Below are 12,937 nucleotides of genomic sequence, written 5' to 3' on the forward strand. Positions count from 1 at the left end.
ATAGGAGGACGCGCCATGTTCCTGATCGGCCAGTACGACTCGCCCTTCGTCCGCCGCACTGCGATTGCGCTACGGCTGTATGGCCTGCCGTTCGAGCACAGGCCGTGGTCGACCTTCGGTGATGCCGACAAGATCGCGACGTATAATCCGCTGCTGCGCGTGCCGGTGCTGGTGCTCGACGATGGCGAGGCGCTGATCGATTCGGCCGCGATCCTCGATCATCTCGACGAGACCGTCGGGCCGGAGCGCGCGATGCTGGCGCCGCACGGGCCGTTGCGCCGGAAACAGCTGCACACGATCGCGCTCGCGACCGGGCTCGGCGACAAGGCCGTCAGCCTGATCTACGAGCGCGTGCTGCGCAAGGACCGCCTGGCGCTATGGGTGGCGCGCTGCGAGACGCAGATCTCCGGCGTGCTTTCGATGCTGGAGGTCGAGCGCGCGGGCGTGACCACGGACTATTGGTATGGCGAGCACATCGGCCACGCCGACATCGCCGTCGCCTGCGTTCTCCGCTTCACGTCGGAGGCACATCCGCATCTGTTTGATGAGACGCGCTATCCGGCGTTGGCGGCTCACGCGGCGACGTGCGAAGCGCTGCCGGCATTCCAGGACATCGTGCAGCCGCTAGCCCCGCCGAGCGGCGATTGAGGTGGCGAGTTTGGAGACGGTGGACGACCGCCTCCGGCTCGCTGCTCACCCTCTCCTGGAGGGGGAGGGGCGCCTCACGATGAGCGCAGCGAAACGAGAGGCGGGGTGATCTCTCCACATCCGCCGTCGCCCGTGGCTTCACCCCACCCCGCTCGCCCGCTCTGCGTGCGAGCGACGCTTCCCCTCCAGGGGAGGGTGAGCAGGGGAGCGTGCGGCGCAGCCTACGGCGATCATTGAACGCCGGCCACGCTAGGCTCACGGCCTGAAATACACATCCACCTTCATGCCGACCGCGAATGGGCCCGGCTCAGCGAGATCGACCAGCACCTCGACGACGTCGACGTCGGTCATGTTGCGCTGGCTGAGCGCAGCCGTGCGGCTGCTCTCGACCAGCGGCGCGATGCTTGCGACCTTGCCGGCGATATCGCGGCCGCGGAAGGCGTCGGAGCGGACCACGGCCTGCTGGCCGACCTTGATCTTGTCGAGGTCGCGCTGGTCGAGCTCGGCGCGCACGCGCAACGCCGACATGTCGCCGAGCAGCACCAGCGGCTGGGTCGCTTGCGGCGCGGCGATCTCGCCGGCGCGCGCATTGACCTGCAGCACGGTGCCGTCGAGCGGCGCGCGGATCGTGAGCTTCTCCAGGGTCGCGCGGGCGCCCTGAAGGTCGCTGCGCGCGACATTGAGTTGTCCCTCGACGCTGACCGGCAGCGGTGCATCGGCGGTGACCTTGCGCAGTTCGTCGGCCTGCTGCTCGAGCTTGGCCTGCGCATTGGCGAGCTGCGTGCGCGCGCTCTCGACATCACCATCCGCGCCGCGTCCCGCCCGCCGCTCGGCCACCGCCTTGTCGAGCGCTGTGCGCGCGTCGAACACTGCCGCCTGCGCGTCGGCGACGCCATCCTCGGCGCGGCGCCGCGGCCCGGCGCCTGACGGCGTCGATTCCTTGTTGCGCACGCGCTTGCGCATCGCGGCCTGCGCCTCGGCGCTGGCGAGCTGGGCACGGGCCTCGGCGTCAGTGAGGCGCAGCAAGGCCTGGCCGGCGAACACGGTCTCGCCCGGCTTGACCAGCACCTCCAGGATCGGCGCTACCACGGGCGCGCCGAGCTTGATCAGGCCGGAGGCCGGCTCGACTCGGCCGGGCGCGACGGCGAGCCAGCGCTCGTCCTGGGCATTGGCCGCGCGCGCCGGTGGCGCGATCCAGGCCGGTGCAACGGCCAGTGCGAAGGCCGCTGCCGCGACCAGCCCGAGCGCGGCGGTGCGATGTGAAACTGCCGATGTCATGCGTTTGAGACCTTCTTCATGGACTCGCCGCCGCTCTCCTCGCTGACAATGCGGCCGTCCTCGATATGGATGACGCGGCTGGCGAAGGGCAGGATGCGCGGATCGTGCGTCACCACCAGCACGGCGCGTGCCGGGTCCTTGGCGATGTCGGCAAGCAGGGCCATCACCGCCTGGCCGTTGGCGGTGTCGAGCGCGCCGGTCGGCTCGTCGGCGAGAATGACTTGCGCCTTGCCGACGATGGCGCGGGCGATCGCGACGCGCTGCTGCTCGCCGCCGGAGAGCTCGCGCGGCAGCGATTTGCGCTTGTGGCCGAGACCGACCGTGGCGAGCACCTCGCGCGCCGCCAGCTTCGCGGCCCGCGCGCGCTCGCCGCGGACGTCGAGCGCGAGCCGGACATTGTCCTCGGCGTTGAGCGTCGGAAACAGATGATAGGATTGAAAGATGAAGCCGATGCGCTCGCGCCGGAGCTTCGCCAGCGCCTCGGCATCGAGCGCCGCAACGGCCTGGCCACCGACCTTCACCGTGCCGGCATCCGGCGTCATCAGGCAGCCCAGGATCGACAGCAGCGTGGTCTTGCCGCTGCCGGACGGACCCATCAGCAGCACCAGTTCGCCGCCCTTCAGCGCGAGGCTCACGCCCTTCAGCGCCTGCACCCGGCCGGCGCCCTGGCCGAGGTGGTGGACGAGATCGGTGGCCTCGAGCACGATCTCGGTCATCGCGAGAACACCAAGGTCGGGTCGATTCGCATCACCTTCACGATCGCCGCAATCGCCGAGCCGATGCACATCGTCAATGTCAGGACGAACAGCGCGACCGTCAGCAGCGGCGTCATGATCACCGGCAGCGCCGATTCCGCGGTCGCGGCCGCGACGATCTTGCCGATCGCGGCGGCGCCGGCGAAGCCGACGATGGCGCTGAGCAGCGCCTGCCAGATGATCACCGTGTAGATGTAGCGGCTGGTCGAGCCGATCGCGCGCAGCGTGGCGAACTCGTTGATGTGATCCTTGGTGCTGGAATACAGCGTCTGTGCCACGATCACGGTGCCGACGATGAGGCCGAGCAACGCGCCCGCGAACAGCGCCGCGCCCGCACCGGTGCCGAACAGCCAGAATGAGCGGCTGCGGCTGGCGAACTCGGCGGCCGTCAGCACCTCGACATCGGCCAGATTGGCGCGCACCGCCTGCTGCACGGTCCAGAGGTCCGCCCCCGGCGCGAGCTTCACCAGCAGATAGGACGCCTTGTTCGGTGCGATGCCGGTAAAGCTGCGTGCACGCTCGACATCGGTGAACACGTAAGGCGTGGTCGTGAACGAGCGGATGCCTTTGGTGACCGCCATCACCTGCACCTTGCGATCGCGCAGCTCGGCGGCCTGCTCGACGCCGGTGATGCCGAGCCGCTCGAAATAGGTCTGGTCGATCGCGACGGCGCCGGGCACCGAGAGGTCGTCGAGCCGGCCCTCGACCACGTTCCAGGGATGCAGCCCGAGCCCGCGCAATTCCGAGCCGACCACGAACACCGGCGTCGTGGTGCCCTGCGGCAGCCGCCATTGCGCGTAGCCGATCACCAGCGGCGTGGCCTCGGCGACGCCCGGAACCGCCAGCGCCCGGAACCGCTGCCGCTCGTCGAGCAGCGAGGGGTCTTCGAAACATTTGGTGCCGACCGGCATGATCCAGAGCTCGGCCGGCGCGTGGTCGATCATGGTCGTGACCATCAGGCGGAAGCCGACATAGAGGCCCATCTGCACGGTCACCAGCACGATCGAGAAGATGATGCCGATGATGGTGGCGATGAAGCGCAGCCTGTCATGAAACAGGTTTCGCGACGCAAGCCTGAACTGCAGCGACATGAACGACAACCACCCGACGCCCCAGGTCTATTTCAGCCGGTTACGGCGGAGATGTCCACGCTGCATCGCATGACGGCCACTGTGGCGCTTTGTCATTCGCAGCCGCCGTGGCGCGGGGGACACGGGGAGGGACGCCGGCGAGTGCCTCATGCGCGCCGACCAGAGTGCGTCAAAGGCGGTGTCGTCCCCGCGAACGCGGGGACCTATAACCACAGGGAGTTGTTGTGGCGCTCGATGTCGGCCACCGCCGACGAGGGGTAGATCACGCGGCAGGGATCCCCGCGTTCGCGGGGACGACGGCTGTGTATGTCGAGGCAGCGCCGGCTATTTCGCGCCGACGGCCTTCTTACGCCAAGCGAGATGCACCGCGCAGGTGCAGCCGGGCGGGTGGCCGGCGAGTTCAGCGGGGGCGGTGTCGTTGGCCGGAGCGGGGGCTGTGGTGGCGCGTGATGTCTCGGCCTCCTGGCCACCGCGGGCCGGGATGTAGTTCAGGATCGGCGCCAGCCAGCGTTCGACTTCGGTGACGGTCATGCCCTTGCGCGCGGCGTAGTCCTCGACCTGGTCGCGCTCGATCTTGCCGACGCCGAAATAGAAGCTCTCCGGCGAGGCGAAATACAGGCCCGAGACCGACGAGCCCGGCCACATCGCAAAACTCTCGGTCAGGCGGACGCCGGCGTTGTTTTCGGCATCCAGCAGTTCGAACAGCGTCGCCTTTTCGGTGTGATCGGGCTGCGCCGGATAGCCCGGTGCGGGACGGATGCCCTGGTACTTCTCCAGGATCAGGTCGTCGGGCGAGAGCGCCTCGTCTGGGGCATAGGCCCAGAACTCGCGGCGGACGCGGGCATGCAGCCGCTCGGCGAACGCCTCGGCCAGACGATCGGCCAGCGCCTTCACCAGGATCGAGGAGTAGTCGTCATTGGCGTTCTTGAAGCGGTCGGCCACCGCGTCCTCGCCGAGGCCGGCGGTGACCACGAAGCCGCCGACATAGTCCGGCACGCTCGAACCCACGGGCGCGACGAAGTCGGACAGGGCGGTGTTGAAGCGGCCCTCGCGCTTTTCGAGCTGCTGGCGCAGCGTATGCAGCGTCGCAATCCGCTCGGTGCGGCTGTCATCGGCATAGAGCACGATGTCGTCGCCTTCGGCATTGGCCGGCCAGAAGCCGATCGCGGCGCGCGCGGTGAACCACTTCTCGTCGACGATGCGCTTCAGCATCTTGAGCGCGTCATCATAGAGCGCGCGCGCGGCCTCGCCGACCTTGGCGTCGTCGAGGATGGCCGGGAAGCGGCCGGCGAGCTCCCAGGTCTGGAAGAACGGCGTCCAGTCGATATAGGGCACGAGCTCGGCGAGGTCGTAGTCGGCGAAGGTCTTGACGCCGAGGAAGGTCGGCTTGACCGGCCTCGCTTTGGCGAAATCGATCTTCGGCGCGTTGGCGCGGGCGTCGGAAAGCTTCAGCCGCTTCTTGTCGGCCTGGCCGCGCAGATGGGCGGCGGCGATCTTCTGATATTCGGTCCGGATCTCGGCGGCATAGGCATCCTTGCGCTCCGCCGACAGCAGCGAGGAGGCGACGCCGACGGCGCGGCTGGCGTCGTTGACATGCACCACCGGGCCGCTTTGGTAGTTCGGGTCGATCTTGACGGCGGTGTGGACGCGGCTCGTCGTCGCGCCGCCGATCAGGAGCGGCATGTTGAGGCCCTGGCGCTCCATCTCGGAGGCCAGATAGGCCATCTCGTCGAGCGACGGCGTGATCAGGCCGGAGAGGCCGATGATGTCGGCATTCTCGGTCTTCGCCGTCTCGATAATCTTGGCGGCGGGCACCATGACGCCGAGGTCGATGACCTCGAAATTGTTGCACTGGAGCACGATGCCGACGATGTTCTTGCCGATGTCGTGGACGTCGCCCTTGACGGTCGCGAGCACGATCTTGCCGGCGTTGGAGCGCTCATTGGCACGGCCCTTGTTGGCGGCCTTCTCGGCCTCCATGAACGGCATCAGATAGGCCACGGCCTGCTTCATCACGCGTGCCGATTTCACGACCTGCGGCAGGAACATCTTGCCGTCGCCGAAGAGATCGCCGACCACGTTCATGCCGGCCATCAGCGGGCCTTCGATGACGTCGAGCGGCCGCGTCGACGCGGCGCGCGCCTCTTCGGTGTCGACTTCGATGAACTCGGTGATGCCATGCACCAGCGCGTGGGACAGGCGCTTGTCGACCGGCCAGTCGCGCCAGGCGAGATCGGCCTCCTTGGTCTGCTTGCCCTGGCCGCGGAACTTTTCGGCGAGTGCGAGCAGCCGCTCCGAGGCGCCGGGGTCGCGGTTGAGCACGACGTCCTCGCACACCTGGCGCAGCTCGGGATCGATGTCGTCATAGACGATCATCTGACCGGCATTGACGATGCCCATGTCCATGCCGGCTTTGATGGCGTGATACAGGAACACCGAATGCATCGCCTCGCGCACCGGCTCATTGCCGCGGAACGAGAACGAGAGATTGGAGACGCCGCCCGAGACATGCGCATGCGGCAGGTTCGAGCGAATCCAGCGTGTCGCCTCGATGAAGTCGACGCCGTAATTGTTATGCTCCTCGATGCCGGTGGCGATCGCGAAGATGTTCGGGTCGAAGATAATGTCCTCGGGCGGGAAGCCGATCTGCTCGACCAGGATCTTGTAGGCGCGGGCGCAGATCTCGGTCTTGCGCTTGTAGGTGTCGGCCTGGCCGGTCTCGTCGAACGCCATCACGACCACGGCGGCGCCGTGGCGGCGCGCGATCTTGGCCTCGTGGATGAACTTCTCCTCGCCCTCCTTGAGCGAGATCGAGTTCACGACTGGCTTGCCTTGAACGCATTTCAGGCCGGCCTCGATGACGTGGAACTTCGAGGAATCGACCATCACCGGAACGCGGGCGATATCCGGCTCGGCGGCGACGAGGTTGAGGAAGGTCCGCATCGCGGCTTCCGAGTCCAGCAGGCCCTCGTCCATGTTGACGTCGATGACCTGGGCGCCGTTCTCGACCTGGTCGCGCGCCACCTGCAGCGCCGCGGTGTAGTCGCCGGCGGTGATCAGCTTGCGGAATTTGGCAGAACCCGTGACGTTGGTGCGCTCGCCGACATTGACGAACGGAATCTCCGGCGTCAGCTCGAACGGCTCCAGGCCCGACAGCCGCAGCCGCGGCGCGATCTCAGGCACGGCGCGCGGCTTGTGCGGGGCGACCGCGGCGGCGATCGCCGCGATATGGTCCGGCGTGGTGCCGCAGCAGCCGCCGACGATGTTGACGAGGCCGTCGCGGGCGAACTCGCCGATCAGCCGCGCCATGTAGGCCGGCGTCTCGTCATACTGGCCGAACTCGTTGGGCAGGCCGGCATTCGGATAGGCGCAGACCAAGGTATCGGCGACGCGGCCGATGTCGGCGACATGGGCGCGCAAATCCTCGGCGCCGAGCGCGCAGTTGAAGCCGATGGTCAGCGGCTTGGCGTGACGCACCGAATTCCAGAACGCCTCGGGCATCTGGCCCGACAGCAGGCGGCCGGACTTGTCGGTGATGGTGCCCGAGATCATCACGGGCACGTCGATGCCGCGCGCCTCGCACAGCTCGGCGATCGCGTACAGCGCCGCCTTGGCGTTGAGCGTGTCGAAGATGGTTTCGACCAGCAGCAGGTCGGCGCCGCCGTCGAGCAGCCCGCGCGCCTGCTCGCCATAGGCAATGCGCAAGTCGTCGAACGTGACGGCACGGTAGCCGGGGTTGGAGACATCAGGCGAGATCGAGGCGGTGCGGTTGGTCGGGCCCATCGCGCCGGCGACGAAGCGCCGTTTGCCGTCCTCGGCGGCGACACGGGTCGCGGCATTGCGCGCGAGCCGGGCGCCTTCGCGGTTGAGCTCGTAGATGATGTCGGAGAGATCGTAATCGGCCTGTGCGATCGACGTCGCGGAGAACGTGTTGGTGGCGACGATGTCGGCGCCGGCGCGCAGGTATTGCGCGTGGATGTCCTCGATCGCCTCGGGCTGGGTGAGGATCAAGAGGTCGTTGTTGCCACGGAGGTCGCGATGGAAGTCCTTGAACCGCTCACTGCGGAACGCGGCCTCGTCGAACTGCAGCGCCTGGATCATCGTGCCCATGGCGCCGTCGAGAATCAGGATGCGCTCACGGGCAGCCGTGAGAAAGGCGGTACGCGCGGGCGAGACGGGAGCGGACATCAGGCGGCAGCCTTGTTGGCGGACTTCGGACGGATGCCAAGCAGATGGCTGATCGCGAAGACGAGGTCGGCGCGGTTCATGGTGTAGAAATGGAAGGTGTCGACGCCATGCTTGGCGAGCTTGTGCACCTGGCCGGCGGCGACGGTCGCCGCGACCAGCTTGCGGGTCTCCGGATCGTCATCGAGGCCGTCGAACTTCTCGGCCAGCCAGTCCGGCACCGTGGTGCCGGCGCGCGTGACGAAGCCGCGCGCCTGCTTGAAATTGTGCATCGGCATGATGCCGGGCACGATCGGAATGTCGATGCCGCGGGCGCGGACGCGATCAAGGTAGCGGAAGTAGAGATCGTTGTCGAAGAACACCTGGGTGATGGCGCGGGTCGCGCCGGCATCGACCTTGGCCTTGAGCATGTCGATGTCGGCGTCGAAGTCGCGGCTCTCGGGGTGCTTCTCCGGATAGGCCGACACCGAGATCTCGATGTCGGGGTGGCGCTTCTTGATGCCGGCGATCAGCTCGGGCGAGCTCTGATAGCCCTCGGCATGGGTGTAATAGGGCGTGCCGATGCCGCCGGGCGGATCGCCGCGCAGCGCGACGATGTGGCGGACGCCGACCTCGTGATAGCGGTCGACGACCTCGTCGATCTCGTGGCGCGAGGCGCCGACGCAGGTGAGATGCGCCGCCGGCAAGAGCGCGGTCTCTTTCAGGATGCGCGCGATGGTGGCGTGGGTGCGCTCGCGCGTCGAGCCGCCAGCGCCATAGGTCACCGAGACGAAGCTCGGCTCCAGCGGGGCGAGGCGCTCGATCGAGGTCCACAACGTCCTCTCCATCTCCTCGGTCTTCGGCGGGAAGAACTCGAAGGAGATTTTCGGCCGGATGATCGCGGCATGTCCGTCGGTGATGGCGGTGGCGAGGTCGGTCATGGCGGCGCAGCTTCCCGATGGCGCGTAAATTTCAACTCAAGAGGGGATCGTCCCTTGGAGCCGCCAAGATAGGGGAAGTGCGACGCAATATACAGCCCACCAACAATGGGATTTTGCCCACTTTTATGAGAGATATGTGTTTTGAAAGGCGGCAATACTGGCCGTTGGGCAAAACGAGAATGCTTAAGGCCAGGGATTTGTGAGCAAAAATGCCGATTCCTACGCGAATGAGCGTGTGGGACAAGGGAAAGATCAAATTGTATACAGGCGATCTGTCCCAATCATATTCGAGCCAATCTCTGCGTTTGCGGCAGGTCACCGGCGCGATTGGCCCATTGTGGCCCGCGGTGCAGTCACTACGTTGACGGCATGATCCCGCTCTCAGTCCTCGACCTCTCGGTCACCAGCACGGCGACGCCTCCGTCGGCGGCGCTGCGCAACAGCATCGATCTGGCGCGCCATGTCGATCGGCTCGGCTATGTCCGCTATTGGCTGGCCGAGCATCACAGCCTGCCCTCGGTGGCGAGCCCGTCGCCGGACATCATGATTGGGCAGATCGCGGCCGCCACCAAGCACATCCGCGTCGGCTCCGGCGGCGTGATGCTGCCCAATCACGCGCCGCTGGTCGTCGCCGAGCGCTTCAAGATGCTGGAAGCCCTCTTCCCCGGCCGCATCGATCTCGGTCTGGGACGGGCGCCCGGCACCGACGGCACCACGGCGTATGCGTTGAGGAGCCGGCTCGACCGCCGCGAGGGCGACGACTTCCTGGAGCGGCTGCACGAGCTGATGTTGTGGGAGACCCGCGAGTTTCCGGCCGGCCATCCCTACAACAACGTCATCGCGATGCCCGACGATGCGCCGCTGCCGCCGATCTGGCTGCTCGGCTCCAGCGACTATTCCAGCGAGCTGTCGGCGCAGCTCGGTATGGGTTTTGGCTTCGCGCATCATTTCGCTAATCATGATGCGATCGATGCGATGACCACTTACCGCGCGCATTTCACGGCGTCGCGCTGGCGCGCGCAGCCGCATGCCATCCTGGCGGTGGCCGTGGTCACGGCCGAGACCGACGCGGAGGCCGAGCGGCTCGCGTCATCGATGGATCTGAACCGCCTGCGGCGCGACCGCGGACAATTCCTGCCGCTGCCGAGCCCGGAGGAAGCGGCGGCTTATCCGTATACAGACGCGGATCGCGCCTCGATCGCGCGCAACCGCTCGCGCCTGTTCGTGGGCTCGCCGGCGACGGTGCGCGCCAAGCTCGACCCGATGATCGCGGCGAGCCAGGCCGACGAGCTGATGGTGATCACCGCGATCTTCGATCACGACGCCCGCAAGCGCTCCTACAGCCTGCTCGCCGACGCCTTCGGCCTGGAGCGGAAGGCGGCCGCGTGAGTTTTTGCCGTCGTCTCGGGCAAGGCCAGGCAGCGCAACAGCGCTGCCTGGCCGCCGGCCCGGGATCCATTCCGCGTGATGTCTGGGTGAGGCAGCGGTAGGAGAGACTTTGCTGCGACCATTCGATCCGGCGGTCGTCGGCCCCGGCCTTCGCCGAGGCGGCAGCAGAGCGTCACTCCATCCGTTCGCTGAACGTGGCACGGAACGGGTGCGCCGGATAGACGCCGACGATACGCAGCTCGCGCGAGAAGAACTTCAATTCCTCCAGCGCGAAGGCGAGTCCCTTGTCTTCGGGATGGCCGTCGACATCGGCATAGAATTGCGTGGCGAAGAAATTGCCGTCGACCATGTAGCTCTCGAGCTTGGTCATGTTGACGCCGTTGGTCGCGAAGCCGCCCAGCGCCTTGTAGAGCGCGGCGGGCAGGTTGCGGACGCGAAACACGAAGCTCGTGACCAGCGGGCCGGAGTTCTGCTCGGCCCATTGCGGCTCGCGCGCCAGCACGACGAAGCGGGTGGTGTTGTGGGCCTCGTCCTCAATGTCCTCGGCGAGGATTTCCAGGCCATAGATCTCCGCGGCCAGGCGCGAGGCAATCGCTGCAACGCTCCTGTCGCCGCGCTGGGACACGTCCCGCGCGCTGCCGGCAGTGTCGCCGGCCACGATCGGCCGGACGCCGAGCTGGCGGATGATGCGGCGGCACTGGCCGAGCGCATGAACGTGACTCTCGACGGTCTTGATGTCGGCGAGCTTGGTGCCCTTCAGCGCCATCAGCTGGTGACGGATCGGCAGGAACCACTCGCCGATGATGGAGAGGCCGGAGGCCGGCAGCAGATGGTGGATGTCGGCGACGCGGCCCGCGACCGAGTTCTCGATCGGGATCATGCCGAGATCGGCCTCGCCGGAGGAGATTGCGCTCAGCGCATCCTCGAAGGTCGGGCAGGGCATGGCCTCTGCGGTCGGATAGGCCTCGGAAATGGCGATGTGGGAATTGGCTCCCGGCTCGCCCTGGAATGCGATTTTCAAGATCTTGCTCATGACGGGCCTTGTAGCAGCGGCTCAAGCCTTGGACAAAAGCCGGCGTGCGGTTTCGAGATCGGGCGGGGTATCGACCCCCCGCGGTACGGTATCGACGATGCCGATGTCGATCCGCATGCCGGCCTCCAGCGCGCGCAGCTGCTCCAGCTTCTCCTGAAGCTCGAGCGGCGAGGGCGGCAGGCTGACGAAGCGTTCCAGGGCGGCACGGCGATAGGCGTAGAGGCCGATATGATGGTAGCGTGGTCCGTCGCCGTGAGGCGCGGTGGCGCGGGTGAAATACAGCGCACGCAGTCGCCGCTCGCCGATCGGGGAGCCGACCGCCTTCACCACGCTCGGCGCGGCGTCCTCCTCGGCGGTGTGGATCTGGGCTGCAAGCGTGGCGATATCCACGGCCGGATCGGACAGCGGCAGCAGCACGTCGCGGATGTTCTGCGGCAGGATGGTCGGGAAGTCGCCCTGCAGGTTGACGACGATCTCTGCTTCGCCAGCGGGATCGAGCTTGCACGACGCCTCGTAGATCCGATCCGATCCGGAGGGATGGTCCGGCCGGGTCATCACCGCCTCGCCGCCATGGTCAATGACCGCGTCCGCGATCTCCTTCGTATCGGTGGCCACAGCGACCCGGCCGATATTGGCCTCCTGGGCGCGGCGGAGCACCTGCACGATCATGGGCAGGCCTGCGATGTCGAGCAGCGGCTTGCCGGGCAGGCGGGTGGAGGCCATGCGGGCAGGAATCAGCACCAGGATCTTAGGTTGGGTCATCCGGGGAACGGCAGGTCGGAGCCGGTCGCAACAGCGCGTCCGGACGATGTGGAGACAGTAAAAACCGCCCGCTTATACGGGTTGCCAGAGCACGGGCAAACCGATATCTCACTTCTGCCGCAGGGGGAGGCGCGACGGCTCGATTCCGCTCGATGCCTTCACGAGTCTCGATGCCTTCGAGTCCTGGGGCGATTCACGGTCGCGGCCCCGCGACCTCAAAAGCAATGAAATCCGCCCTCGGAGCCTGATTCCAAAATGGACTCCTTCGAACTGAACAAAATCCTCGGCGCCGTCCTGGCTGCCTGTCTGGTCGTGCTGGTGACGAGCTTCAGTGCCGGCGCGCTGTTCGCGCCGAAAATGCCCGAGAAGCCGGGTTTCGAGATCGCCGTCAAGGAGAGCGAGGGCGCCGCCAAGGGTGGCGCTGCGCCGGCCGCCGCCGAGCCGATCGAGAAGCTGCTGCAGACCGCTTCGGTCGAGAAGGGCGCCGCCGCCGCCAAGAAGTGCGCGGCCTGCCATACCTTCGCGAAGGGCGAGAAGAACGGCGTCGGGCCGAACCTCTGGGGCGTCGTCGGCGACAAGATCGGCGAAGGCCGCGGCTTCAACTGGTCGCAGGCGATCAAGGCCAAGGGCGGCACCTGGACGATCGACGCGCTGAACCAGTTCATCGCCAACCCCAAGGGCTACATCCCGGGCACCGCGATGGGCTTCGCCGGCATCCAGAAGGACTCGGAGCGGGCTGACGTGCTGGCCTATCTGAACTCGCTGTCGGACAATCCGGCGCCGCTGCCGACCGCGGCCAAGTGATCCAAAGCTAAGCTCTCAGGCTTTCGACGGCCGGGCCCCAAGCCCGGCCGTTTTGCTTTGGCGGGCCAATTT

The 12,937-nt window shown here is 67.0% G+C and carries 10 protein-coding genes; 3 read left to right on the forward strand and 7 right to left on the reverse strand.

Going from position 1 to position 12,937, the window contains the following annotated elements; translation table 11 throughout:
- Positions 1-15: 15 nt before the first annotated feature.
- The gene (locus HL671_RS16360; RefSeq protein WP_172237001.1) at positions 16-648 is read left to right on the forward strand and encodes a glutathione S-transferase family protein; all 633 of its coding nucleotides are present in this window, start codon (positions 16-18) and stop codon (positions 646-648) included.
- A gap of 255 nt (positions 649-903) precedes the next feature.
- Here the strand turns inward: HL671_RS16360 and HL671_RS16365 are convergent, their stop codons facing one another.
- The 5 genes from HL671_RS16365 to metF form a co-directional block, all read right to left on the reverse strand.
- Positions 904-1,926 carry an HlyD family secretion protein gene (locus tag HL671_RS16365; RefSeq protein WP_012046876.1) on the reverse strand — a complete coding sequence of 341 codons (1,023 nt, stop codon included), beginning with the start codon at positions 1,924-1,926 and terminating at the stop codon, positions 904-906.
- The gene (locus HL671_RS16370) at positions 1,923-2,642 is read right to left on the reverse strand and encodes an ABC transporter ATP-binding protein (protein ID WP_012046875.1); all 720 of its coding nucleotides are present in this window, start codon (positions 2,640-2,642) and stop codon (positions 1,923-1,925) included. The genes HL671_RS16365 and HL671_RS16370 overlap by 4 nt, the downstream gene beginning before the upstream one ends.
- On the reverse strand, positions 2,639-3,772 hold the full coding sequence (locus HL671_RS16375) for an ABC transporter permease (RefSeq protein ID WP_012046874.1): 1,134 nt from the start codon (positions 3,770-3,772) through the stop codon (positions 2,639-2,641). Before HL671_RS16375 ends, HL671_RS16370 begins: the two co-directional genes overlap by 4 nt.
- Positions 3,773-4,096: 324 nt before the next feature.
- Entirely contained in the window at positions 4,097-7,960 is a 3,864-nt protein-coding gene (metH, locus tag HL671_RS16380) for a methionine synthase (protein ID WP_172237002.1), read from the reverse strand.
- On the reverse strand, positions 7,960-8,877 hold the full coding sequence (gene metF / locus HL671_RS16385) for a methylenetetrahydrofolate reductase [NAD(P)H] (RefSeq protein ID WP_012046872.1): 918 nt from the start codon (positions 8,875-8,877) through the stop codon (positions 7,960-7,962). Before metF ends, metH begins: the two co-directional genes overlap by 1 nt.
- Positions 8,878-9,246: 369 nt before the next feature.
- Between metF and HL671_RS16390 the strand changes: the two genes are divergently transcribed.
- Positions 9,247-10,266 (forward strand): LLM class flavin-dependent oxidoreductase, encoded by a 1,020-nt coding sequence (locus HL671_RS16390; RefSeq protein ID WP_172237003.1) that lies wholly within the window; start codon positions 9,247-9,249, stop codon positions 10,264-10,266.
- Positions 10,267-10,438: 172 nt separating this feature from the next.
- Here the strand turns inward: HL671_RS16390 and HL671_RS16395 are convergent, their stop codons facing one another.
- Positions 10,439-11,299, reverse strand: coding sequence for a prephenate dehydratase (locus HL671_RS16395; RefSeq protein ID WP_012046870.1), 861 nt, complete (start codon positions 11,297-11,299; stop codon positions 10,439-10,441).
- Between the two features lie 21 nt (positions 11,300-11,320).
- The gene (locus HL671_RS16400; RefSeq protein WP_172237004.1) at positions 11,321-12,061 is read right to left on the reverse strand and encodes a 3-deoxy-manno-octulosonate cytidylyltransferase; all 741 of its coding nucleotides are present in this window, start codon (positions 12,059-12,061) and stop codon (positions 11,321-11,323) included.
- A gap of 255 nt (positions 12,062-12,316) precedes the next feature.
- Here HL671_RS16400 and HL671_RS16405 point away from each other — a divergent pair, with 255 nt between their 5' ends.
- The gene (locus tag HL671_RS16405; RefSeq protein ID WP_012046868.1) at positions 12,317-12,865 is read left to right on the forward strand and encodes a c-type cytochrome; all 549 of its coding nucleotides are present in this window, start codon (positions 12,317-12,319) and stop codon (positions 12,863-12,865) included.
- Positions 12,866-12,937: the final 72 nt, after the last annotated feature.

Source organism: Bradyrhizobium denitrificans (assembly GCF_013179005.1).
GTDB lineage: Bacteria > Pseudomonadota > Alphaproteobacteria > Rhizobiales > Xanthobacteraceae > Bradyrhizobium > Bradyrhizobium denitrificans.

What these genes read in the sequence shown, in the direction of transcription:
- HL671_RS16390 (WP_172237003.1), top strand. Translation starts at nt 9,247, where the DNA reads ATGATCCCGCTCTCAGTCCTCGACCTCTCGGTCACCAGCACGGCGACG.
- metH (WP_172237002.1), bottom strand. Translation starts at nt 7,960, where the DNA reads ATGTCCGCTCCCGTCTCGCCCGCGCGTACCGCCTTTCTCACGGCTGCC.
- HL671_RS16360 (WP_172237001.1), top strand. Translation starts at nt 16, where the DNA reads ATGTTCCTGATCGGCCAGTACGACTCGCCCTTCGTCCGCCGCACTGCG.
- HL671_RS16395 (WP_012046870.1), bottom strand. Translation starts at nt 11,299, where the DNA reads ATGAGCAAGATCTTGAAAATCGCATTCCAGGGCGAGCCGGGAGCCAAT.
- HL671_RS16370 (WP_012046875.1), bottom strand. Translation starts at nt 2,642, where the DNA reads ATGACCGAGATCGTGCTCGAGGCCACCGATCTCGTCCACCACCTCGGC.
- HL671_RS16375 (WP_012046874.1), bottom strand. Translation starts at nt 3,772, where the DNA reads ATGTCGCTGCAGTTCAGGCTTGCGTCGCGAAACCTGTTTCATGACAGG.
- HL671_RS16405 (WP_012046868.1), top strand. Translation starts at nt 12,317, where the DNA reads ATGGACTCCTTCGAACTGAACAAAATCCTCGGCGCCGTCCTGGCTGCC.
- HL671_RS16400 (WP_172237004.1), bottom strand. Translation starts at nt 12,061, where the DNA reads ATGACCCAACCTAAGATCCTGGTGCTGATTCCTGCCCGCATGGCCTCC.
- HL671_RS16365 (WP_012046876.1), bottom strand. Translation starts at nt 1,926, where the DNA reads ATGACATCGGCAGTTTCACATCGCACCGCCGCGCTCGGGCTGGTCGCG.
- metF (WP_012046872.1), bottom strand. Translation starts at nt 8,877, where the DNA reads ATGACCGACCTCGCCACCGCCATCACCGACGGACATGCCGCGATCATC.